Below are 21,356 nucleotides of genomic sequence, written 5' to 3' on the forward strand. Positions count from 1 at the left end.
CGCACAGCCCCCAGGCGGCGCAGGACGAGGAGGCGGCGAGCATGACCACACCGACATCGAGCCCCAGCCCGAACGAGCCGGGCGAGAGGCCGCTGGACGGTGCGGTGGTGGCGGTGGCCGGCGCGGCCGGCCCCGCGGGCCGGGCCACGCTGCTCCGGCTCGCCGAGGCGGGCGCCACCGTCGTCGCCTCCGACGCCGACCCGGCGCGGCTGGCCGAGGCCGTGGACGCGGCGCGCTACGCCCACGGCGGGGCCGTCGTCACCGGCGAGACGGTCGACCTGCTCGACCTCGGCGCCGCCCGCGCCTGGGCCGACCGCACCGAGAAGGAGTTCGGCCGGGTCGACGGGCTGATCCACCTGGTCGGCGGCTGGCGCGGCAGCAAGACCTTCGCCGACGCCCCGCTCGCCGACTGGGACACCCTGCACAATCTGCTGATCCGCACCGCCCAGCACACCTCCCTCGCCTTCCACGACGCCCTGCTGCGCAGCGGCAAGGGCCGCTATGTGCTGATCAGCGCGGCGGGCGCGTCCAAGCCCACCGCGGGCAACGCCGCGTACGCCGCCGCAAAGGCCGCCGCCGAGGCGTGGACGCTCGCGCTCGCCGACTCCTTCCGCAAACTGGGGGGCGAGGGCGGTCCGCCGGCGGCCGCTGTCATCCTGGTGGTCAAGGCGCTGGTGCACGACGCCATGCGGGCGGAGCGCCCCAACGCGAAGTTCGCGGGCTTCACGGACGTCAAGGAGCTGGCCGAGGCCATCACCGGACTCTGGGACCGGCCCGCCCGGGAAGTGAACGGAACCCGCCAGTGGCTGACCCCCAAGCCGTGAGGACCGACGCCCGCCGCCACCACGACCCCGAGGTGCGCGGCTTCGCCAGCGACAACTACGCCGGCACCCATCCGGAGATCCTCGCCGCGCTCGCCCTCGCCGACGGAGGCCACCAGGTCTCCTACGGCGAGGACGACTACACCGCGCATCTGCAGTTCGTCATGCGCAGCCACTTCGGCCCGCACGCTCAGGCGTTCCCGGTCTTCAACGGCACCGGCTCCAACGTCGTCGCCCTCCAGGCCCTCACCGACCGCTGGGGCGCGGTCATCTGCGCCGAGTCCGCCCACATCAACGTGGACGAGTGCGGGGCGCCCGAGCGCGTCGGCGGGCTGAAGCTGCTCACCGTCCCCACCGAGGACGGCAAGCTCACCCCCGAGCTCATCGACCGCCAGGCGTGGGGCTGGGACGATGAGCACCGGGCGATGCCGCAGGTGGTCTCGATCGCCCAGAACACCGAGCTGGGCACCGTCTACACGGTGGACGAGATCCGGGCCATCTGCGACCACGCGCACGAGCGCGGGATGAAGGTCCACCTCGACGGCGCCCGGATAGCCAACGCGGCCGCGTCCCTGGACGTGCCGATGCGCGCGTTCACCAACGCGGCGGGCGTCGACATCCTGTCCTTCGGCGGCACCAAGAACGGGATGCTCTTCGGCGAGGCCGTCGTCGTCCTCGACCCGGACGCGGTGGGCGCCATGAAGCATCTGCGCAAGCTGTCCATGCAGCTGGCGTCCAAGATGCGGTTCATCTCCGTCCAGCTGGAGGCCCTGCTCGCCAAGGACCTGTGGCTGCGCAACGCCCGCCACGCCAACACCATGGCCCAGCGGCTGGCCGACGGCGTGCGCGCGGTGGACGGGGTGAAGATCCTCCACCCGGTCCAGGCCAACGCGGTCTTCGCCCGGCTCCCGCACGAGGTGAGCGAACGCCTCCAGAAGCGCTACCGCTTCTACTTCTGGGACGAGGCCGCGGGCGATGTGCGCTGGATGTGCTCCTTCGACACCACGGAGCAGGACGTGGACGGCTTCATCGCGGCCCTCAAGGAGGAGATGGGCCGGTAGGCCGTCCGCGGAGCGTACGGGCGGGCCGTCGGGCCCGCCCCGCGGCCGTCCGTCCTAACGGCCCCGGTCCAGGGCCAGCGCCTCGTCCGGGGTGGGGGCGGTGCCGCCCAGGTGGGCCGGGACCCACCAGGTGTCGTCCGGGCCCTTGGGCCGCACCGGATACGCCCGCTGCGCCGCCTCCAGCAGCTCCTGCACCCGGCCGCGCAGCCGCTCGGTCAGGGTGTCCGAGGGCTCGGTCGGGTCGGCCTCCATCGGCTCGCCCACCCGCATCGTGATCGGGAAGTGATGGCGGCCCAGCGCCCGCTTCTGGCCCTTGGTCCACAGCCGCTGGGTGCCCCACAGCGCCATGGGCAGCAGCGGGACGCCCGCCTCCTGCGCCAGCCGGGCCGCGCCGGACTTGAAGTTCTTGAGCGTGAAGGACCGCGAGATCGTCGCCTCCGGGAAGACGCCGATGATCTCGCCGGAGCGCAGCGACTTGAGGGCGTGCTTGTACGCGTCCATGCCCGCCGCGCGGTCCACCGGAATGTGCTTCATCGCGCGCATCAGCGGCCCGGAGACCTTGTGCCGGAAGACCGACTCCTTCGCCATGAACCGCACCAGCCGCTTGGCCGGACGGGCGGTCAGCCCGCAGAAGACGAAGTCGAGATAGCCGATGTGGTTGCTCACCAGAACCGCGCCACCCCGCTGCGGGACATTCTCGGTGCCCTTGATGTCGAAGCGCAGATCGAGCGCCTTGAACATGGTGCGGGCGATGCCGATCACCGGCGGGTAGACGAGCTCTGCCATTGAGGACCCTTCGTCGTATGCCTGGGGAGGGTTCTCCCGGCGGAAGTTACGCGGCCGTAGGTATCCGGCTTCTGGCAGATGGTGCCCGATGTCGTCTCTTTGTGCTACCGCGCGGCGCGGCCCGGACGAGAGATCCTCATCACGTCGGGGCGCCGCCGGGGAATCCCCGGGCCGCCCAGGGCGCTGCACCAGGGAGGCCCGACCGGGAGGAGACAGGTGCGAGACGGCGACGGAAGCCGGCGGCTGGGCGCCGCCGAGCTCGGCGCGGAACTGGGGGAGCGGGCCACGCTGGTCCAGTTCTCCAGCGCCTTCTGCCAGCCCTGCCGGGCCACCCGGCGGACCCTGTCCGAGGTGGCCGCGATGGTGGACGGCGTGGCGCACATCGAGATCGACGCCGAGTCGCGGCTGGAGCTCGTGCGGGCGCTGGACATCGCCCGTACCCCCACCGTGCTGGTGCTCGACGCGGCCGGGCGGGTCGTACGGCGGGCCTCCGGGCCGCCGCGCCGGGCCGATGTCATCGCCGCTCTGGGTGATGCCGTGTGAGCCACCGTGCCCCGGCCCCACTTGACGGTCCGCACCCGGCGTGGTCAGGGTGAACGGCATGCGGCCTGGACCCCTTCTTTACGGACGTGTGCACGTGGACCTGCTGCGGACCGCCGGCGCACGGTGTCCGGGCGGGTGAGCGAACGAGGACAAGCGCAGCCCCCCGCCCGTACCTCCAGAAGAAGGACGACTCCATGACGGCGACGCACGACCTCGGCACGTCCCCGCTGACGACATCCGGCCTCTTCCGCTCCGTCTTCCGCCGGCACGCCTCAGGCGTCGCCGTGATCACCGCCCAGGGCACCCGCCCGGTCGGCTTCACCGCCACCTCCCTCGCCTCCGTGGCCGCCGAGCCGCCGCTGCTCTCCTTCGGCGTGGGCACCGGCTCCTCGAGCTGGCCGGTGCTCTCCGAGGCCGAGTACGTCGGCGTCCACATTCTGGGCGAGCACCAGCGGGAGCTGGCCGCGACCTTCGCGCGCAGCGGCGCCGACCGCTTCGGGCCGGCCACCGGCTGGCGCTCGGGGCCGGAGGGCGTACCGGTCCTCGACGGGGTGCTGGCGTGGCTGGTGTGCCGGGTGGTGGCCCGGATACCCGCCGGGGACCACCGGGTGCTGATCGGCGAGGTCACCACGGGTACCGCGGCCGGGGCCGGCCGTCCGCTGCTGTACCACCAGGGGCGCTTCAACGCGCTCCGCGACTGACCCTCGCCGCGCTCCGCGGCCCGCCCGTGCCTCGCTGGTTGGCATGTACCCCTCGTGTTGATCACTACCGTTGGCAAGGTCACAGTTCACGCGGGTTGCGTACGGGGAATGAGCTGGGTGTACTGACGAGTAATATTTTGCCGCGGTGCATGGGCCGCCCGGGCGGGAAACCGCCCGCGGTACCGCCCGGGTCCCGCCCCCGAAGGCGCCTATGCTGCCAGCAACAAGGCAGCTCGGTAGAGACGATGCAGTAGGAGAGCCGGCGTGAGCTTGAGGATCGTTGTCTGTGTGAAGTACGTGCCCGACGCCACCGGCGACCGGCACTTCGCCGAAGACCTGACCGTCGATCGCGACGACGTGGACGGCCTGCTCTCGGAGCTGGACGAGTACGCGGTCGAGCAGGCCCTGCAGATCGCCGACGAGGCCGATGACGCCGAGATCACCGTGCTGACCGTCGGCCCGGAGGACGCCAAGGACGCGCTGCGCAAGGCGCTGTCGATGGGGGCGGACAAGGCCGTGCACGTCGAGGACGACGATCTGCACGGCACCGACGCGCTCGGCACCTCGCTGGTGCTGGCCAAGGCCATCGAGAAGGCCGGCTACGACCTGGTGGTCTGCGGGATGGCCTCCACCGACGGCACCATGGGAGTGCTCCCGGCGATGCTGGCGGAGCGCCTCGGCGTGCCGCAGGTGTCGCTGCTGTCGGAGGTGTCGGTCGAGGACGGCACCGTGAAGGGCCGCCGTGACGGGGACACCGCGACCGAGCAGCTGGAGGCGTCGCTTCCGGCGGTCGTGTCGGTGACCGACCAGTCCGGTGAGGCCCGCTACCCGTCGTTCAAGGGCATCATGGCGGCGAAGAAGAAGCCGGTGGAGTCCTGGGACCTGGAGGACCTGGAGATCGAGTCGGACGAGGTCGGTCTCGAAGGCGCCTGGACCGCCGTGGACGGCGCCACCGAGCGTCCGGCCCGCACCGCGGGCACGATCGTCAAGGACGAGGGCGAGGGCGGCAAGCAGCTCGCCGAGTTCTTGGCCGGTCAGAAGTTCATCTGACCGGTTCCCGCCGCCCGTCCCAGATCTTTCGCATTTCGCAGGAGAGCGATTCCCATGGCTGAAGTCCTTGTCTACGTCGACCACGTGGACGGTGCCGTCCGCAAGCCCACCCTGGAGCTGCTGACCCTGGCCCGCCGCATCGGCGAGCCCGTCGCCGTCTCCCTCGGCTCCGGTGCCGAGAACACCGCGTCCACCCTCGCCGAGCACGGCGCCGTGCGGGTGCTGACCGCCGACGCTCCCGAGTTCGCCGACTACCTCGTCGTCCCGAAGGTGGACGCGGTCCAGGCCGCGTACGAGGCCGTGTCGCCGTCCGCCGTACTGTTCCCGTCCTCCGCGGAGGGCAAGGAGATCGCGGCCCGGCTCGCGGTCCGCATCGGCTCGGGCATCATCACCGACGCCGTGGACCTGGAGGCCGGTGACGATGGTCCGGTGGCCACGCAGTCGGTGTTCGCCGCCGCCTTCACCACCAAGTCCCGGGTCAGCAAGGGCACTCCGGTGATCACGGTGAAGCCGAACTCGGCCGCCGTGGAGGCCGCCCCGGCCGCGGGCGCGGTCGAGCCACTGACCGTCTCCTTCTCCGACAAGGCGACCGGCACGAAGGTCGTCTCGCGCACGCCGCGCGAGTCGACCGGGCGCCCGGAGCTGACCGAGGCCGCGATCGTGGTCTCCGGCGGCCGCGGTGTGGGCGGCGCGGAGAACTTCCCCATCGTCGAGGCCCTCGCCGACTCCCTCGGCGCGGCCGTCGGCGCCTCGCGCGCCGCGGTGGACGCCGGCTGGTACCCGCACACCAACCAGGTGGGCCAGACCGGCAAGACCGTCTCGCCGCAGCTCTACGTCGCGGCGGGCATCTCGGGCGCGATCCAGCACCGCGCCGGTATGCAGACCTCGAAGACCATCGTGGCCGTCAACAAGGACGCCGAGGCCCCGATCTTCGACCTGGTCGACTACGGCGTGGTCGGCGACCTCTTCGAGGTCGTCCCGCAGCTGACCGAGGAGGTCAAGTCCCGCAAGGGCTGACGCCCGCCGGACCCCCGCGAGGCCCCGTATGCGATGCGCGTGCGGGGCCTCGCGGCCACCAGGAGGGTGTTGACCCGCCGTTCCGTTGCTGGCTAACTTCACCGCACGGATCATCGTTTCCGTACAGCGGAAATGGCGAGAAGGGCGGCGAAGGACATGGAGCCTCGGAAGACGGTGCGGACCAGCCTGCCCGATGCCGTACGGGCGTCCATCGCCGACTCCCTCGCCGCCGTCGACGCCGAGCTCGCCCGCCGCTACCCCGGCGACCCGGGCACCCGCCAGCCCGTCCACACCGTCTACGTCCCCGCCGACCTCTACACCGCCGATACGGTGCGCGACTGGGGCGAGCAGGCGCTGGCGGCCCTCGACCGGCACGCCCCCGACGCCGCCTCCTTCGCCGCCGTCCTCGGCCTCCCCGACGAGCTCGCCGAGCCCGTCCACTCCCGGGTGCGGGCCAAGCTGGAGCGCGAGCCCGTGGAGGATCTGCGGATCGACTTCGAGGACGGGTACGGCACCCGCCCCGACGCCGAGGAGGACGCCGCGGCCGCCCGCGCCGCCTCGCTCGTCGCGGCCGCCCGCGCCGAGGGCACCGCGCCGCCCTACGCGGGCATCCGCATGAAGTGCCTGGAGGCCGCCGTACGCGACCGCGGCATCCGCACCCTGGACATCTTCCTCACCGGGCTGATGGCGGCCGGAGGGCTGCCGGACGGCCTGGTGCTCACCCTGCCCAAGGTGACGTACGCCGAGCAGGTCACCGCGATGGCCCGGCTGTGTGGGGAGTTCGAGAAGGCGCACGGGCTCGCCCCGGGCCGCATCGGCTTCGAGATCCAGATCGAGACGACCCAGGCCATCCTCGGCCCGGACGGCCGCGCCACCGTCGCCCGGATGATCGACGCCGCCGGGGGGCGGGCCACCGGACTGCACTACGGCACCTTCGACTACAGCGCCTCCTGTGGCGTCGGCGCCGCCCATCAGTCCATGGACCACCCCGTGGCCGACCACGCCAAGGCCGTGATGCAGGTCGCCGCCGCGGGCACCGGCGTACGGCTCTCCGACGGCTCCACCAACGTGCTGCCGGTCGGCCCCACCGAGCGGGTCCACGACGCCTGGCGGCTCCACCACCGGCTGGTCCGGCGGTCGTTGGCGCGCGCGTACTACCAGGGCTGGGACATGCACCCCGGCCACCTCCCGACCCGCTACGCCGCCGTCTACGCGTTCTACCGCGAGGGCCTGGAGGCGGCGGCGGAACGGCTCGCCGCGTATGTGGACCGTACGGCCACAGGCACCGGCATCGCCGACGAACCGGCCACCGCGAAGGCGCTCAGCGGCCACTTGGTGCGCGGGCTGGACTGCGGGGCCCTCGACGGCGCCGAGGTCGAGCGGCTGACCGGGCTCGGCCGCGCCGAACTCGACGCGCTGGCGGGCCGCGTCGCCCCCGCCGCCTCCTGACCCCGGAACACCAGAGCCGCGGGAGCCCGCGGATCGGCCCGCCCCGCTGATCCGCTTGGCCACATCCGCTCACCCGCACGTGTCACCCGGGATGCGGCCCCGCCGGTGAGGGCGGGAGATGGGTGTCATGGCCAGAAGCGCCGTGTCGGCCCTGCTGATCCTGCTCGGTTGCCTCCTCGTACCGGTGTCCGTGCTGACGGTGTGGGTCCACGACATCGTCCTGGACACCGACCGCTACGTGGCGACCGTCGCCCCGCTCGCGAAGGACCCGGCGATCCAGGACACCGCCGTGGACCAGGTCAGCCAGGCCGTCGACATCCGCCACAACAGCCAGGAGATCACCGCCGACATCGCCTCCTGGCTGCGCGCCCACGGCCTTCCCGAGCGGGCCGCCGACACCATCGAGGGGCTGGCCCCGCAACTGGACTCGGCCCTGGACCAGGCGGTGCGGAAGGTGGCCGCCCACATCGTGCGCAGCGAGCAGTTCCCCGCCGTGTGGACCGGCGCCAACCGGGCCGCCCACACCGCCGTCGTGGGCGCCCTCACCGGCAAGGGCGGCGGGCCGGTCGGCGTCGAGGGCCACACCGTCACCCTCAACGTCGGCGCCGCCGTGGAGCGGGTCAGACAGCAGCTGGTGGACGCCGGGCTCCCCGCGGTGACCGGCATCCCCGACATCCACCAGCGGCTCGTCCTCTTCCACTCCGACCGGCTCGACACTTTTCGGCGGTCGGCGCGCCTGCTCGACCTGGCCGGGAACTGGCTGCCCGCGCTGACGGTGACCCTCGGCGGCACGGGCGTGCTGCTCGCCCGCCGGCGCCGCCGGGCGCTCGCCCGCGCGGCCCTGGGCACCGCGCTCACCTCCCTCGCCCTGGCCCTGGCCCTCGTGGTGGGCCGCCGCTACTACCTCGACCATGTGCCGACGAGCGTGCTGTCCCGGGCGGCCGCCTCGGTCCTCTTCGACACGGTGGTGCGCTTCCTGCGGGTCACCGTGCTCACCGTGCTGGTGCTCGGCCTCGTGGTCGCGCTCGGCGCCTATCTGGCAGGACCGGGGCGGCTGCCGAGCACGGTGCGCGGCCGGGCCGAGGTCCTCGCCGACAGCGCGGCCCGCTGGGGCGCGGCCCATGGGATGCGCACCGGCCGGGCCGGCACCTGGACCGCCGACCACCGGCGGGGACTGACGACGACGGCCCTGCTGGTGCCGGTCGCGGTGTTCGCCCTGTGGAACCACCCCACCGTGCTGACGGTGCTCTTCCTGGTGCTGATCCTGCTGGCCGCCCTCGCCGTGATCGCCCTCCTGGCCGCCACGGGCCGCACCGGCGCACACGGCCGGGGCGGTTGAAGCCGGTCGTCCGTTCCACACGCCGTCAGCCGGGGCCCGCGCACACGCCGTCAGGGGGCCAGGATGAGCACGATGAAGATCAGACACGCGGCGACGTTGACCACCCAGCTGTGGGTGGTCAGCCATTCCCGGAGCCGGGGCATCGCGCGCCGCGCCCGGTCGCCGAGGAGGAGGTAGAACAGCAGCGGCAGTGCCGCGAGCAGCACGGTGGCGGCGACGAACGGCAGCGCCGCCGTCCACCCCGCGTCATGCTGCTCCAGATTCGCCCCCACGGTCAGCATGACCGCGATGTCGGACGGCATGAGCAGGATGATCAGAAGGCCGGTCCTGAGCGCCTTACGGGGACCGGCTTCCATCAGCGAGCCCAGCCACTTCGGCGGCTCGACCGTCCGCCGCTTCACCACGTTCTTCACCGCGACCAGCGCCAGCAGCCCCACCAGCACCAGCTGGACGACGACCGCGGCCACACCCCGATCGGAGGAGTTGCCCGGTGCGAACGCCTGCCCCAGCAGTGCGAAGATCCCCCGGGCGAGGGCGACTCCCGCCACCGTGGCGATCGCCACCCCCAGCAGAAACGCCAGGCCCACCCGCACCGGCCGCGCCGTGGTCACGAGGACGACGGCGGCCACGATCTGCGGCCCCGCCATCATCGTGACGGCCAGGGGGAGGACCTGGAGCTCCATGGCCCACCCGCCCTTCCGGCCTCCGCCGCGTGGTGACGCCCCGCCCTCCTCCCATTGGTACGCACCGCCCGCCCGCGTGGCATCCGCTGCTGCGCCGACCGGGGGCCGCCGTAAGCTGAAGACGTGGGCCCTGGTGGGACCCTGGTGGCCCCGCCGGGCATGTCCGACGGGAGGCAGACGATGGACTATCCACTGCTGAATGTTTTCCTGACCACGATGTGGGTCTTTCTGTGGATCCTGTGGCTGTTCCTGCTGTTCCGCGTGTTCGCCGATCTCTTCCGCGACGACTCGCTGAACGGATGGGCCAAGGCGGGCTGGACCGTCTTCGTCCTGGTGCTGCCCTTCCTCGGCGTCCTCGTGTATCTGGTGGCACGTGGCCGGGAGATGGGCATGCGGGAGATGAGGCGGGCCGAGAAGGCGGAGGCGGACTTCCGGGAGTTCGTGCGGACGACCGCCACCACGGGCCGCGCGGATGAGCTCGCGCACCTCGTGGAGCTCAAGAACCACGGCGACCTCACGCCCGAGGAGTACGAGCGCGCCAAGGCCAAGGTGCTCGCCGCCTGAGAGGTCCGGTGGGCCCCGTGGGCCCGGTGGTCTTGGCGGTCAGTACCGCACCGCCGTGCCCACGGTCGCCGTGACGCGGCCGGTGAGCTCGCGGTGGCTGCGGGCGGTGGCCGGGGTGGGCCGGTTCGGGGGCACCTTGGACAGGCGCAGGACGACGGCGTCCACCAAGTGCCCCCTCGCGTCGCGGAAGTTGACCTCGATGGCGTAGCCGGCCGGGTGCTCGCTCTCGTTGGTCACGGTCAGCGGGGCCACGGCTCGTCCCGTGCCGTCGCGGCTCACCCGGCCGACCTTCACCTCGCGCCTGGCCTGGGAGCCGCCCTTGATCTTGTCCAGCTCGGCCTGTGCCGACGCCCTCGCGGACGCGATGGCGGCGGAGGCCCGGGACACCTTGGACGACGGGGTGCCCCCGCCGTCCGAACAGCCGACGGCGGCCGGCGCCAGCACGGCCATGAGGCTCACCGCGCAGATCGTCCGCGTTCGGCGCCCGCTCATCGCGTCTCCCTCGTTCCGTCGGACGGCCCCGGGCCCTCCGCCTCCACCCTCGGGGCGGGGGGAGGCCGGGGCAACCGGGGCGGGGCCGTTCAGGCGTTCGGGGAAGCGGGCCCGTTCGGGGAAGCGGGCCCGTTCGGGGAAGCGGGCCCGTTCGGGGAAAGGCCGAGAGGAAAGGCCGATCGGACGTTCGGGGACGGCGTGCCGTTGGGGGAGCGGGTGCTCAGGATGCCGCGGGCGGGGGCAGTTCGCCCGAGCCGCGCGGGATCAGCCGGGTCGGCAGGACGACCCGCCGGGGGTCCCCGCCCGCGCCGTCCAGGCGGCGGAAGAGCAGATCGGCGGCGGTGCGGCCGAGCTGGGCCGAGTCCTGGGCTATGACGGTGATCCCGGGGGAGAGCAGATCGGCGAGCTCGAAGTCGTCGAAGCCGATGAGGGCCACCGGCGCGGCGGGCGCGGGGCGCTCGGCCAGGACCCGGACGACCGTGACGGTGACCCGGTTGTTGCCCGCGAAGAGCGCGGTGACCGGCTCGGCGGCGTCCAGCATCGTGGTGGCCGCGGCCCGGACCCGCTCCGGATCGGTGGGGCCGAGCGAGACCCAGGCGTCATGGACCGGCAACCCGGCCTCGCTCATCGCCGCGTGATAGCCGCGCAGCCGCTCGGCGGCGGTGTGGATGCCCGGCAGGTCGCCGAGGAAGCCGATCCGGCGGTGGCCGTGGGCGATCAGATGGGCGACGGCGTCGTGGGAACCGCCGAAGCTGTCCGCGAGCACGGCGTCGGCGTCGATGCGCCCCGCCGGCCGGTCCACGAAGACGGTGGCGACCCCGGCCGCCATCTCGGGCGCCAGATAGCGGTGGTCATGACCGGCCGGGATGATGACGAGACCGTCGACCCGGCGCGCGCACAGCGCGAGCACCAGCTCCTGCTCCCGCTCGGGGTCCTCCGCGCTGGACCCGTTGATCAGCAGCGCGCCATGGGCCCGGGCGACCTCCTCGACGGCGCGGCTCAGCGGACCGTAGAAAGGGTCGGCCAGATCCTCCAGGACCAGTCCGATGCTCGCCGTACGGCCCTTGCGCAGAATGCGGGCGCTGTCGTTGCGGCGGAAGCCGAGCGCGGTGATGGCCTCCTGGACGCGGCGCTCGGTGTCGGGGGTGACGCCCGGTTCGCCGTTGACCACCCTGGAGACGGTCTTGAGGCCGACCCCGGCCCGTGCGGCGACATCCTTCATAGTGGGCCGGGTGCCGTAACGGCGTGTGGGGGTGCGGCTGGCGGTGCCCGGGGCGGTGTCGGTCACAGTGCGCTCGTCCCGTCGCTGGTCGTCGTGGGGGAGGGAGTGACGAGCATAGCCCCTGGACAACGTTGTCAGCGCCGGGAAGACTATTGCCGCACAGCGAACACGCCCATGCCCACCAGCATGCCCACCAGGAGAGTCGACACCTATGCCACGTGACCTCATCGCCGCACTGGACATCGGCGGGACCAAGATCGCGGGCGCTCTGGTGGACGGGAGCGGAAAACTGGTCGTACGGGCCCGCCGTGCCACCCGTGCCCAGGAGGACGGCGCCACGGTGATGCGCCAGGTCACCGCCGTGCTCGAGGAGCTCGCGGCCACCGCGCACTGGTCGCGGGTCGCCGCCGTCGGCATCGGCAGCGCGGGCCCGGTGGACGCTTCCGTGGGCACCGTCAGCCCGGTCAACATCCCCGGCTGGCGTGACTTCCCGCTGGTCGCCGGGGTCCGGGAGACCACCGGCGCACTGCCGCTGTCGCTGGTCGGCGACGGGCCGGCGATGACGGCCGCCGAGCACTGGCAGGGCGCGGCGCGCGGCCGTCAGGGCGCGCTGTGCATGGTGGTCTCCACCGGCGTGGGCGGCGGGCTGGTCCTGGGCGGCCGACTGCACCCGGGCCCGACCGGCAACGCCGGGCACATCGGCCACATCAGCGTGGAGCTGAACGGCGACCCGTGCCCGTGTGGTGGACGCGGCTGCGTGGAGCGGATCGCCAGCGGCCCCAACATCGCCCGCCGCGCCCTGGACGGCGGCTGGCGCCCGGGGCCGGACGGCGACACCAGCGCGAAGGCCGTCGCCGCCTCGGCGCGGTCCGGTGACCCGGTCGCGCGGGCCTCCTTCGAACGGGCCGCCCAGGCCCTGGCCGCCGGGATCGCCGCGACCGCCGCGCTCGTCGAGATCGAGGTGGCGGTGATCGGCGGCGGGGTGGCGGGCTCCGGGGATGTGCTCTTCGCGCCCCTGCGGCGCGCCCTGCGCGACTACGCGACCTTGTCGTTCGTCCAGGGGCTGGAGGTCGTCCCGGCGCAGATGGGCACCGACGCGGGCGTGGTGGGCGCGGCCGCCGCGGCGGCGCAGGAGGCACGGCTGGAGGGGTTCGGCCCGGCGGCGGGCGCACGCCCCACCGGCGACTGAGGCCGCGCGGTCAAGGTGGTGCGCGCCACGGCCGGGCCGGGCGGCGCGGAGCCGGATGACACGGCCTCTCCCGCTCCGGACGGCGGCAACGGCGACCGGAGCGGCCCGGCGGCTCGTCGTCTGCGTCAAGGGCGGCGATAACGACGACGAACCCCTTCCCGGGCTGCCCGAGTGCTGAGCCCGGGACGGCCACGGGAAGGGACGGATCTCATCGGTGGATCTCAACGGTGGAACTCGGCGGTGGATCTCGGCGGTGGATCTCAGCGGAGTGGAGCGGCCTGAACGGCGTCTCAGCAGGTGAAGGCCGCGTCGGCCCAGTCCCCGTGGTCGCTGGTGACCCCGTCCCCGCCGTCGATGACGACGAGCCGGACCGTCCGCGCCCCGCCGATGGCGGCGTCGAGGGCGGTGGCCGGATCGGCGTTGGTCAGCGTCTTCGACGACGCCACCTTGGCGTCGTCCGCCCAGACCTCGAAGCCGACCGTCCCGGCGGTGCCCTCCTCGTCGTCCACGCCGACCTTCGCGGTGAAGCGCGAGCACCGGCCGCCGGTGTAGTACGTGACCTCACTCGGCGCGTGCACGCCCAGGCCCTTGTCGTAACGGGCGCCGTCGAGGGTGAGCGGATGGCCGTCACCCGCCTCGTTCTCGCCGACGCTGGTGTTCTTCTCCACCGGGCCCCAGCCGTTGAGCGCGCTCAGCCAGGGCAGATCGCTCGCGTACGAGGTGCCGGAGCGCGGTGCGACCACCACATGGACCGCCGAGACCAGCCGTGCGGTGGCCTTGTCGCCTCCCGGTGAGCGGTAGTCGGCGCTGACCGTCAGGTCGTACGCACCCGGCGCGGCACCGGCGGGCGCGGTGACCTGCCAGCGCGTGGCCAGCTTCGAGCCGCTGGGCAGCGAGGCGGCCCGGGTCGGGGAGGTGGCCTTGATCCGCCAGCCGTCGGGGCCGGTGAGCCGGACCGAGACCTGCTGGGCCGGGGTGCGGCCGAGGTCGGTGAGCGCGGTGTCGACCTGGGCCGCGGCCCCGGCCTCCGTCAGCGCCGTACCGTCGAGGCCGAGTTCGGCGGCGGGCGGGTAGGAGGCCCAGCGGGTGTCGGCCGAGGCCCGGTAGAGCACGGTGCCATGGGCGGGGACGGTGGCCGAGATGGCTCCGGCGGTGTTGTAGTCCTGGTGCGACCACAGGTCGCGAAGCTTGTACGCGGTCGCCCGGGGCAGCCCGACCCCGGTCGCCGTGGTGGCGATGTGCTGCGGCCGGTCGGTCTCGTTGAACAGCGCGACGGCGCGGCTGCCGTCCGCCATCTCCTTGGCGATGACCCAGCGCCCGCCCTCGGAGGAGACCACGGTGCCCTGCTTGCCCAGCGGGTCCTGATCGACGGCGATCACTTCGCGATTGCCGAGGATCTCATAGGTCTCGGCGTTGGCCTTGCGCAGATCGGTGCCGATCAGCAGCGGTGCGGCCATGATCGACCACAGCGAGAAGTGGCTGCGGTACTCGGTGGCCGTCATCCCGCCGTTGCCGACCTCCAGCATGTCGGGGTCGTTCCAGTGGCCGGGCCCGGCGTACTTCGCGAGCGGCAGGTTCTGCTTGGCGATCGACAGCATGCTGCCCCAACTGTCGCTGATGTCGCCCGTGGTCCGCCACAGATGGCCGACGTCCCCGGCCCACTCCCATGGCTTGTTCTGGCCCCATTCGCAGATGCTGTAGACGATGGGGCGGCCGGTGGTCTCGGACGCGGCCTTCAGGGCGTCGCGCATGGCGCGGTAGCGCTGCTTGGCGTCGACACCCTGGTTATTGCAGTTGTCGTACTTGAGGTAGTCGATGCCCCAGTCGGCGAACTGCTGGGCGTCGGACTCCTCATGGCCGAGCGCCCCGGGGAAGCCGGCGCTGTTGCAGGTCTTGGTGCCCGCGCTGGTGTAGATGCCGATTTTCAGTCCCTTGGAGTGGACGTAGTCGGCGACGGCCTTGATGCCGTTCGGGAAGCGGACCGGGTCCGGGACGAGCTTGCCGTTGGCGTCGCGCTGCGGCAGCGCCCAGCAGTCGTCGAGGTTGACGTACTGGTATCCGGCGTCCTTCAACCCCTTCGCCACGAAGATATCGGCGATGCCCTTGACCATCGCCTCGTTGAACTCCGCGCGGCAGTGGGTGGAGTTCCAGTTGTTGAAGCCCATCGGAGGGGTGAGGGCGAGCCCGTCACCGGGCGCGGCGCCCGGGGCGGAGGCCGGTGAGGTGACCTCGGCGGGATGCGAGGGCTGGGCGACGGCCGGGAGGGCCAGGCCGACCGTGGCCAGCAGGCCGGCGCTCAGTGCTCCGATGACTCTTCGTCTCGCGGGTCGAAAACAGCGGTGGCGCACGATGCGGTTCCTCCGTTCCCAACGGGGTAACGCAGTGTCATGGCTGCGTCACATGCGAGCGTTTACGGTAGACCCTGTTGGAGTCTGTTGGAAGAGATGCGATAACAGTTGTCCGATATCTCGTCAAAACCCTTGACGGTTCGCCTGGCCGCCGGGTGAGATCCCCTCACTCGCGTTCGGTTGTGTTTGATTGAACCTCTGTGGAGGGGCACATGGCACCGTCATCGTCAGGACATCGGATCTCCCGCCGTGCGCTACTACGAGGCACCGCGGCCGGAGCCGGCGCGGTCGCCCTTCCGACGCTGCTGACCGCCTGCGGTGGTCCGGGCAACGAAGTGAAGATCGGCTCCAACGCCTCCGACGCTGTGCCCCGCAAGGCGTTCGCCGAGGTGTTCAACGCGTACGAGAAGAAGTCGGACAAGAAGGTCAAGGTCAACACCGTCAACCACGAGGCCTTCCAGGAGGGCATCAACCGCTATCTGAAGGGCACCCCCGACGACGTCTTCATGTGGTTCGCCGGGTACCGCATGCAGTTCTTCGCCGAACAGGGGCAGCTCGCCGAGATCAGCGACCTCTGGAAGGGCTTCGACGGCTTCTCCGACGCGCTCAAAAAGCAGTCCACCGGCAAGGACGGCAAGCAGTACCTGGTGCCGTATTACTACTACCCCTGGGCCGTCTTCTACCGGAAGAGCGTCTTCGCCCAGCACGGCTACGAGGTTCCGAAGACCTTCGACGAGTTCCGGGCGCTCGCCAAGCGGATGGACAAGGACGGTCTCGACGCCATCGCCTTCGGCGACAAGGACGGCTGGCCCGCCATGGGGACCTTCGACTATCTCAATATGCGGGCCAACGGCTACGACTTCCATATCTCCCTCATGGGCGGCAAGGAGTCCTGGACCGATCCCAAGGTCCGACACGTCTTCGACCTCTGGCGCGGATTGATGCCGTACCACCAGAAGGGCGCCAACGGGCGGACCTGGCAGGAGGCCGCCCAGAGCCTGGCGCAGAAGAAGTCCGGTATGGCGGTCTTCGGGCTGCCCCACCCCGGGCAGCAGTTCTCCGCCGCCGACCGCGAGGATCTGGACTTCTTCCCCTTCCCCGAGATCGACTCCGCCTATGGGCAGGACGCGGTGGAGGCGCCGATCGACGGCTTTCTGCTGGCGAAGAAGTCCAAGCGGCAGAAGGAGGGCAAGGAGCTGATGAAGTACCTCGCCACCCCCGCCGCCGAGGAGATCTACCTGAAGCGGGACCCGAACAACATCGCGGTCAACGACAAGGCGTCCACCGCGTCGTACAACGCGCTCCAGAAGAAGGCCGTCGACCTCGTCTCGAACGCCAAGCAGATATCGCAGTTCATGGACCGCGACACCCGGCCGGACTTCGCGTCCCAGGTGATGATCCGGGCCATTCAGCAGTTCATCAACAAGCCGAACGACATCGACACCCTCACCAGGGACATCGAGTCCCAGAAGAAGACCATCTTCGCCAGCGACTAGGAGATTCGCGCCGTGCCGCTCACGACCGCGCGGCGTGCCAAACGGCGGGGTCCGCGGAGATTCACCTCCCGCGACCTCGCCGTCATCGGCGTGCTGCTGGGCATACCCATCCTGCTCGACCTGGCCCTGATCTGGGGCCCGACCCTCGCCTCCATCGGCCTGTCCTTCACCAACTGGGACGGCATCGGCGATATCCACTGGGTGGGCATCGACAACTACAAGACCCTCTTCACCGACTATCCGCCGTTCTGGCCCGCGGTCCGCAACAATCTGCTCTGGGTGGCCTTTCTCGGCTTGGTCGCGACGCCCTTCGGACTGCTGCTGGCCGTGCTGCTGGACAAGGGTGTCCGGTTCAGCCGCTTCTACCAGTCCACCCTCTATATGCCGGTGGTGCTCTCCCTCGCCATCGTCGGCTTCATCGCACAGCTGGTCTTCTCCCGTGACCAGGGTGCGCTGAACGCGATCCTCGCCAACGGACACGACCCGGTGGACTGGCTCGGAGACCCGGACCTCAATATCTGGATGGTGCTGCTGGCGGCCGCCTGGCGGCACACCGGGTATGTGATGATCCTCTATCTGGCCGGGCTGAAATCCGTCGATCCCTCGCTCAAGGAAGCGGCCGCGATCGACGGCGCCAGTGAGACCCAGACCTTCTTCCGGGTGGTGCTGCCCACCCTGCGGCCGGTCAACATCATCGTCGGCGTCATCACCGTGATCGAGGCATTGCGCGCCTTCGACATCGTCTACGCCATCAATCACGGCCGTAATGGGCTCGAACTGCTCTCGGTGCTGGTCACCGACAACATCATCGGCGAGGCCAGCCGGATCGGATTCGGCTCCGCGATCGCCGTCGTCCTGCTGACCGTGTCCCTGGGATTCATCGTGACCTATCTGGTCCAGGAACTGCGAGGGGGGAAGAAGGGATGACCGTCACCACTCCGCCCGCCCCCGTACGGACCGTGACCCCGGTGACCGGCACCGGCAAGCGCCGGGTGACCCGCGGACGGCTCGGGCTGCACGCCTTTCTGATGGTCGTGTCGCTCGCCTTCCTCGCCCCGCTGCTGCTCGCCGTCTACGCTTCGCTGCGGCCGTACGAGGAGACCGCGAAATACGGCTATTTCTCGCTGCCGCGCCATCTGTCGTTCGACTACTACGCCCAGGCGTTCAACGACTCCGGGATGGGCAAGTACTTCGTCAACTCGCTCATCATCGCGGTGCCCGGGGTGCTGCTGACGCTGTTTCTCGCCTCGTTCGTCGCCTTCTGCGTGACCCGGCTGAGAATACGCGGCGGGCTGGTGCTGCTGATGGTGTTCACGGCGGGCAATCTGCTGCCGCAGCAGGTCATCGTCACCCCGCTCTATGTGCTCTTCACCAAGATCGATCTGCCCTATTGGATGTCGGACTCGATGACGATGTACGACTCCTACTGGGCCGTGCTCGCCGTTCAGGTCGCCTTCCAGGTGGGATTCTGCGTCTTCGTCCTCGCCAACTTCATGCGCACCATTCCCGATGAGATCGTGGAGGCGGCGCGGGTGGACGGGGCGGGGGTCTGGACGCAGTACTGGAACATCACGCTTCCGCTGTGCCGGCCCGCGCTGGCCGCGCTCGCCACCCTGCAATTCACCTGGATGTACAACGACTTCCTGTGGGCGCTCGTCTTCATCTCCGACGGCGACAAGCTGCCCATCACCTCCGCGCTCAACAATCTGCGCGGCCAGTTCTTCACCGACTACAACCTGCTCGCGGCGGGCTCGGTGATCGTGGCGCTTCCCACGGTGCTGGTCTTCCTGCTGTTGCAGCGCCACTTCATCGCCGGACTCACCCTCGGCGCCAGCAAGGGCTGATACGACAGGGGGCACTGTGGCTCACGTGGCCACGGTGGCCCCTGTGACCCCTATGGCCCCTATGGCCCCTATGACACAGGGGCCATAGGATCCTCGACCACGCGCCGCCGTCGCCCAGCCCCGGCTCATCCCGCACCAGCCCCCCGCCCCGCGTCCCGCGCGCCCATCGCTCCGGAGCGACGCGATCCGTCACTCGGTCGTCTTCGCGCGTTTCCGTGGCAGGGTGATGCGGGCAACTGTCAGGAGGCGATGGAATAGGGGGAAATGTGATCGTCTGGCTGAACGGTGCGTTCGGTGCGGGTAAGACCTCCGCGGCCCGCGAATTGGTGGACTTCATGCCCGGCAGTACGTTCTACGACCCGGAGCTGGTCGGTAACGGTCTGCGGATGATGCTCCCGCGGAAACGCCTTGAACAGGTGTCCGACTACCAGGATCTGCCCTCCTGGCGCCGGCTGGTCGTGGACACCGGAGCGGCGCTGATCGCGGAGGTCGGCGGCCCGCTCGTGGTCCCGATGACGGTCCTCAGACAGGAGTACCGGGATGAGATCTTCGGTGGCTTCGCGGCCCGCCGCATCCCCGTACGGCATGTTCTGCTGCACACCGATGAAACGATCCTTCGCGAGCGGATAGCCGAGCGCGAGGAGATACCCGGGGACGCGGGCGCGAGCGAGTCCGTACGCCAGTGGTGCCTGGCCCATCTCGCGCCCTACCGGGCGGCCCTGACCTGGCTGACCACCGATGCCCATGTCGTGGACACCACCGGGCTCACCCCGCGCCAGACCGCCCAGCACATCGCCGACGCCGTCCGCGAGGGCGCCGGGATCTGCGACATCGTGCAGACCCCGGAGCCGAGGGCGGAGACGCTGGCCGCCGGGGTCCTGCTCTTCGACGAGGAGGACCGGGTGCTGCTCGTCGACCCCACCTACAAGCCCGGCTGGGAGTTCCCCGGCGGCGTCGTCGAGCCGGGCGAACCCCCGATGTGCGCCGGGGTGCGCGAGGTCACCGAGGAGCTGGGGGTACGGCTGGACGAACCGCTGCGGCTGCTGGTGGCCGACTGGGAGCGCCCCCAGCCGCCCGGCTACGGCGGCCTGCGGCTGCTCTTCGACGGCGGCAAGCTCTCCAGCGCGGCCGCCCGGGAGGTGCTGCTGCCCGGCTCCGAACTGCGCGGCTGGCGCTTCGTCACCGAGAGCGAGGCCGCCGCGCTGCTGCCACCGGTGCGGCTGAGCCGGCTGCGCTGGGCGCTGCGCGCCCGGGAGCAGGGCCGCCCGCTGTACCTCGAAGCGGGCGTCCCCACGGGCTGATCACACCGGCCCGGCCCGCGGGGCCGCCCGCTGACCGGGTGCGAGGGGAAGGGGGCGGCTCAGCCCTTGCCCGCCGCGTATATCCCCAGGAACAGCGCCTCGGTGAGCGAGAGCTTCTCCAACTCCTCGGGCGAGACGCTCTCGTTGACCGCGTGGATCTGCGCCTCCGGCTCGCTCAGCCCGATCAGCAGGATCTCCGCCTCCGGGTAGAGCGAGGCCAGCGTGTTGCACAGCGGGATCGAGCCGCCCTGCCCGGCGATCGCCATCTCCTGGCCGTCGTACGCCAGGCGCATCGCCTCCCGCATCGCCGCGTACGCCGGGCTCGTGGTGTCCGCGCGGAACGGCTGGCCCTGGCCGATCTGCTCCACCGAAAGCCGCGCGCCCCACGGCACCGAGGACCGCAGGTGCTCGGCGAGCAGCCGGTTGGCCTCGGCCGCGTCCACGCCCGGCGGCACCCGCAGGCTGATCAGCGCCCGCGCGCTCGCCTGGACGGACGGGGTGGCGCCGACCACCGGCGGGCAGTCGATGCCGAGCACGGTGACCGCCGGGCGCGCCCAGATGCGGTCGGCGACCGTGCCGGAGCCGATCAGCCCGACCCCGTCGAGCACCTTGGCGTCCTTGCGGAACTCCTCGTCCGCGTACTGCAGCCCGTCCCACTCCGCGTCCGCGTCGAGCCCCTTGACGGTGGTCGAGCCGTCCTCGGCGCGCAGCGAGTCCAGGACGCGGATCAGCGCGGCGAGCGCGTCCGGGGCCGCCCCGCCGAACTGGCCGGAGTGCAGATTGCCCTCCAGGGTCTCCACCGAGACCCGCAGCAGCGTCATCCCGCGCAGCGTGGCCGTGACCGTCGGCAGCCCGACCCGGAAGTTGCCCGCGTCGCCGATCACGATGGTGTCGGCGGTCAGCAGCTCCGGGTGGGCCTCGGCGTAGCGCTCCAGACCGCCCGTGCCCTGCTCCTCCGAACCCTCCACGATCACCTTGACGTTGACCGGGACCCCGCCGCTCGCCTTGAGCGCGCGCAGGGCGGTGAGGTGCATGATCACGCCGCCCTTGCAGTCCGCGGCGCCCCGCCCGTACCAGCGGCCGTCGCGCTCGGTCAGCTCGAAGGGCGGGGTGTGCCAGGCGGCCTCGTCCAGCGGGGGCTGCACGTCGTAGTGCGCGTAGAGCAGCACGGTCGGGGCCCCGGCCGGACCGGGCAGGAAGCCGTAGACGGACTGGGTGCCGTCGGGAGTGTCCAGCAGCGCCACGTCCTCGAACCCCTCGGCGCGCAGGGCGTCGGCCACCCACCGGGCGGCGGCCTCGCATGCGCCGGGCGGGAACTGCGCCGGGTCCGCCACCGACCTGAAGGCCACCAGCTCGGCCAGCTCGGCCCTGGCGCGCGGCTGCAGGGCGGCGACGGTGGCGGCGAGAGGCGCCTTCTCCATGGGGGGACCCTCCTGGGGTGCGACGGGCT

At 71.5% G+C, this 21,356-nt stretch carries 21 protein-coding genes; 15 read left to right on the forward strand and 6 right to left on the reverse strand.

Annotated features, from left to right (window positions below; translation table 11 throughout):
- Positions 1 to 41: 41 nt before the first annotated feature.
- Both IEJ02_RS42580 and IEJ02_RS42585 read left to right on the forward strand, forming a co-directional pair.
- Positions 42 to 824, forward strand: coding sequence for an SDR family NAD(P)-dependent oxidoreductase (locus tag IEJ02_RS42580; protein ID WP_191069709.1), 783 nt, complete (start codon positions 42 to 44; stop codon positions 822 to 824).
- Positions 821 to 1,882, forward strand: coding sequence for a threonine aldolase family protein (locus tag IEJ02_RS42585; RefSeq protein WP_191069684.1), 1,062 nt, complete (start codon positions 821 to 823; stop codon positions 1,880 to 1,882). The genes IEJ02_RS42580 and IEJ02_RS42585 overlap by 4 nt, the downstream gene beginning before the upstream one ends.
- A 54-nt stretch (positions 1,883 to 1,936) precedes the next feature.
- On the opposite strand, the gene IEJ02_RS42590 is transcribed toward IEJ02_RS42585, so the two are convergent.
- The gene (locus IEJ02_RS42590) at positions 1,937 to 2,668 is read right to left on the reverse strand and encodes a lysophospholipid acyltransferase family protein (protein ID WP_137976770.1); all 732 of its coding nucleotides are present in this window, start codon (positions 2,666 to 2,668) and stop codon (positions 1,937 to 1,939) included.
- Between the two features lie 183 nt (positions 2,669 to 2,851).
- Between IEJ02_RS42590 and IEJ02_RS42595 the strand changes: the two genes are divergently transcribed.
- The 7 genes from IEJ02_RS42595 (at position 2,852) to IEJ02_RS42620 (ending at position 8,767) form a co-directional block, all read left to right on the forward strand.
- A complete protein-coding gene (locus tag IEJ02_RS42595; RefSeq protein ID WP_199334534.1) occupies positions 2,852 to 3,211 on the forward strand; it encodes a TlpA family protein disulfide reductase in 360 nt (119 codons plus the stop codon).
- A gap of 58 nt (positions 3,212 to 3,269) precedes the next feature.
- On the forward strand, positions 3,270 to 3,350 hold the full coding sequence (locus IEJ02_RS50595) for a putative leader peptide (RefSeq protein ID WP_317986063.1): 81 nt from the start codon (positions 3,270 to 3,272) through the stop codon (positions 3,348 to 3,350).
- Between the two features lie 55 nt (positions 3,351 to 3,405).
- A complete protein-coding gene (locus IEJ02_RS42600; protein WP_191069685.1) occupies positions 3,406 to 3,912 on the forward strand; it encodes a flavin reductase family protein in 507 nt (168 codons plus the stop codon).
- Positions 3,913 to 4,176: 264 nt separating this feature from the next.
- Entirely contained in the window at positions 4,177 to 4,962 is a 786-nt protein-coding gene (locus tag IEJ02_RS42605) for an electron transfer flavoprotein subunit beta/FixA family protein (RefSeq protein ID WP_191069686.1), read from the forward strand.
- A gap of 54 nt (positions 4,963 to 5,016) precedes the next feature.
- Positions 5,017 to 5,979, forward strand: a complete 963-nt coding sequence (locus IEJ02_RS42610; RefSeq protein WP_191069687.1) for an electron transfer flavoprotein subunit alpha/FixB family protein — start codon at positions 5,017 to 5,019, stop codon at positions 5,977 to 5,979.
- 156 nt (positions 5,980 to 6,135) lie between these two features.
- On the forward strand, positions 6,136 to 7,428 hold the full coding sequence (locus tag IEJ02_RS42615; protein ID WP_191069688.1) for a DUF6986 family protein: 1,293 nt from the start codon (positions 6,136 to 6,138) through the stop codon (positions 7,426 to 7,428).
- A 127-nt stretch (positions 7,429 to 7,555) separates the two neighbouring features.
- Positions 7,556 to 8,767 (forward strand): hypothetical protein, encoded by a 1,212-nt coding sequence (locus IEJ02_RS42620; RefSeq protein WP_191069689.1) that lies wholly within the window; start codon positions 7,556 to 7,558, stop codon positions 8,765 to 8,767.
- A gap of 50 nt (positions 8,768 to 8,817) precedes the next feature.
- Here the strand turns inward: IEJ02_RS42620 and IEJ02_RS42625 are convergent, their stop codons facing one another.
- A complete protein-coding gene (locus tag IEJ02_RS42625; RefSeq protein ID WP_191069690.1) occupies positions 8,818 to 9,450 on the reverse strand; it encodes a GAP family protein in 633 nt (210 codons plus the stop codon).
- Between the two features lie 180 nt (positions 9,451 to 9,630).
- Between IEJ02_RS42625 and IEJ02_RS42630 the strand changes: the two genes are divergently transcribed.
- Positions 9,631 to 10,014: an SHOCT domain-containing protein gene (locus IEJ02_RS42630; RefSeq protein ID WP_191069691.1), complete on the forward strand. Its 384-nt coding sequence runs from the start codon at positions 9,631 to 9,633 to the stop codon at positions 10,012 to 10,014.
- A 39-nt stretch (positions 10,015 to 10,053) separates the two neighbouring features.
- Here the strand turns inward: IEJ02_RS42630 and IEJ02_RS42635 are convergent, their stop codons facing one another.
- Both IEJ02_RS42635 and IEJ02_RS42640 read right to left on the reverse strand, forming a co-directional pair.
- A complete protein-coding gene (locus tag IEJ02_RS42635) occupies positions 10,054 to 10,506 on the reverse strand; it encodes a hypothetical protein (protein ID WP_191069692.1) in 453 nt (150 codons plus the stop codon).
- A gap of 220 nt (positions 10,507 to 10,726) precedes the next feature.
- Positions 10,727 to 11,794: a LacI family DNA-binding transcriptional regulator gene (locus tag IEJ02_RS42640; protein WP_191069693.1), complete on the reverse strand. Its 1,068-nt coding sequence runs from the start codon at positions 11,792 to 11,794 to the stop codon at positions 10,727 to 10,729.
- A gap of 145 nt (positions 11,795 to 11,939) precedes the next feature.
- Between IEJ02_RS42640 and IEJ02_RS42645 the strand changes: the two genes are divergently transcribed.
- On the forward strand, positions 11,940 to 12,917 hold the full coding sequence (locus IEJ02_RS42645; RefSeq protein ID WP_191069694.1) for an ROK family protein: 978 nt from the start codon (positions 11,940 to 11,942) through the stop codon (positions 12,915 to 12,917).
- Between the two features lie 290 nt (positions 12,918 to 13,207).
- On the opposite strand, the gene IEJ02_RS42650 is transcribed toward IEJ02_RS42645, so the two are convergent.
- Positions 13,208 to 15,265 carry an NPCBM/NEW2 domain-containing protein gene (locus IEJ02_RS42650; protein WP_191069695.1) on the reverse strand — a complete coding sequence of 686 codons (2,058 nt, stop codon included), beginning with the start codon at positions 15,263 to 15,265 and terminating at the stop codon, positions 13,208 to 13,210.
- Between the two features lie 212 nt (positions 15,266 to 15,477).
- Between IEJ02_RS42650 and IEJ02_RS42655 the strand changes: the two genes are divergently transcribed.
- The 4 genes from IEJ02_RS42655 to IEJ02_RS42670 all read left to right on the forward strand — a co-directional run bounded on the left by IEJ02_RS42655 (position 15,478) and on the right by IEJ02_RS42670 (position 19,906).
- Complete coding sequence (locus IEJ02_RS42655; protein ID WP_191069696.1) at positions 15,478 to 16,761, forward strand: ABC transporter substrate-binding protein; 1,284 nt, start codon at positions 15,478 to 15,480, stop codon at positions 16,759 to 16,761.
- A gap of 12 nt (positions 16,762 to 16,773) precedes the next feature.
- On the forward strand, positions 16,774 to 17,688 hold the full coding sequence (locus tag IEJ02_RS42660) for a carbohydrate ABC transporter permease (protein WP_191069697.1): 915 nt from the start codon (positions 16,774 to 16,776) through the stop codon (positions 17,686 to 17,688).
- Positions 17,685 to 18,605, forward strand: coding sequence for a carbohydrate ABC transporter permease (locus tag IEJ02_RS42665; RefSeq protein ID WP_174890102.1), 921 nt, complete (start codon positions 17,685 to 17,687; stop codon positions 18,603 to 18,605). The genes IEJ02_RS42660 and IEJ02_RS42665 overlap by 4 nt, the downstream gene beginning before the upstream one ends.
- A gap of 266 nt (positions 18,606 to 18,871) precedes the next feature.
- Positions 18,872 to 19,906: an NUDIX hydrolase gene (locus IEJ02_RS42670; protein ID WP_137976757.1), complete on the forward strand. Its 1,035-nt coding sequence runs from the start codon at positions 18,872 to 18,874 to the stop codon at positions 19,904 to 19,906.
- Positions 19,907 to 19,965: 59 nt separating this feature from the next.
- On the opposite strand, the gene IEJ02_RS42675 is transcribed toward IEJ02_RS42670, so the two are convergent.
- On the reverse strand, positions 19,966 to 21,327 hold the full coding sequence (locus IEJ02_RS42675; protein ID WP_191069698.1) for a dipeptidase: 1,362 nt from the start codon (positions 21,325 to 21,327) through the stop codon (positions 19,966 to 19,968).
- Between the last annotated feature and the right edge of the window lie 29 nt (positions 21,328 to 21,356).

The organism is Streptomyces sp. 5-10, assembly GCF_014712245.1.
Lineage (GTDB): Bacteria > Actinomycetota > Actinomycetes > Streptomycetales > Streptomycetaceae > Streptomyces > Streptomyces violaceusniger.

Bases quoted from the DNA above. Each gene is read 5' to 3' on its own strand.
- IEJ02_RS42580 (WP_191069709.1), top strand. From the start codon at position 42: ATGACCACACCGACATCGAGCCCCAGCCCGAACGAGCCGGGCGAGAGG.
- IEJ02_RS42590 (WP_137976770.1), bottom strand. From the start codon at position 2,668: ATGGCAGAGCTCGTCTACCCGCCGGTGATCGGCATCGCCCGCACCATG.
- IEJ02_RS50595 (WP_317986063.1), top strand. From the start codon at position 3,270: ATGCGGCCTGGACCCCTTCTTTACGGACGTGTGCACGTGGACCTGCTG.
- IEJ02_RS42600 (WP_191069685.1), top strand. From the start codon at position 3,406: ATGACGGCGACGCACGACCTCGGCACGTCCCCGCTGACGACATCCGGC.
- IEJ02_RS42610 (WP_191069687.1), top strand. From the start codon at position 5,017: ATGGCTGAAGTCCTTGTCTACGTCGACCACGTGGACGGTGCCGTCCGC.
- IEJ02_RS42615 (WP_191069688.1), top strand. From the start codon at position 6,136: ATGGAGCCTCGGAAGACGGTGCGGACCAGCCTGCCCGATGCCGTACGG.
- IEJ02_RS42620 (WP_191069689.1), top strand. From the start codon at position 7,556: ATGGCCAGAAGCGCCGTGTCGGCCCTGCTGATCCTGCTCGGTTGCCTC.
- IEJ02_RS42625 (WP_191069690.1), bottom strand. From the start codon at position 9,450: ATGGAGCTCCAGGTCCTCCCCCTGGCCGTCACGATGATGGCGGGGCCG.
- IEJ02_RS42630 (WP_191069691.1), top strand. From the start codon at position 9,631: ATGGACTATCCACTGCTGAATGTTTTCCTGACCACGATGTGGGTCTTT.
- IEJ02_RS42635 (WP_191069692.1), bottom strand. From the start codon at position 10,506: ATGAGCGGGCGCCGAACGCGGACGATCTGCGCGGTGAGCCTCATGGCC.
- IEJ02_RS42645 (WP_191069694.1), top strand. From the start codon at position 11,940: ATGCCACGTGACCTCATCGCCGCACTGGACATCGGCGGGACCAAGATC.
- IEJ02_RS42655 (WP_191069696.1), top strand. From the start codon at position 15,478: ATGGCACCGTCATCGTCAGGACATCGGATCTCCCGCCGTGCGCTACTA.
- IEJ02_RS42665 (WP_174890102.1), top strand. From the start codon at position 17,685: ATGACCGTCACCACTCCGCCCGCCCCCGTACGGACCGTGACCCCGGTG.
- IEJ02_RS42675 (WP_191069698.1), bottom strand. From the start codon at position 21,327: ATGGAGAAGGCGCCTCTCGCCGCCACCGTCGCCGCCCTGCAGCCGCGC.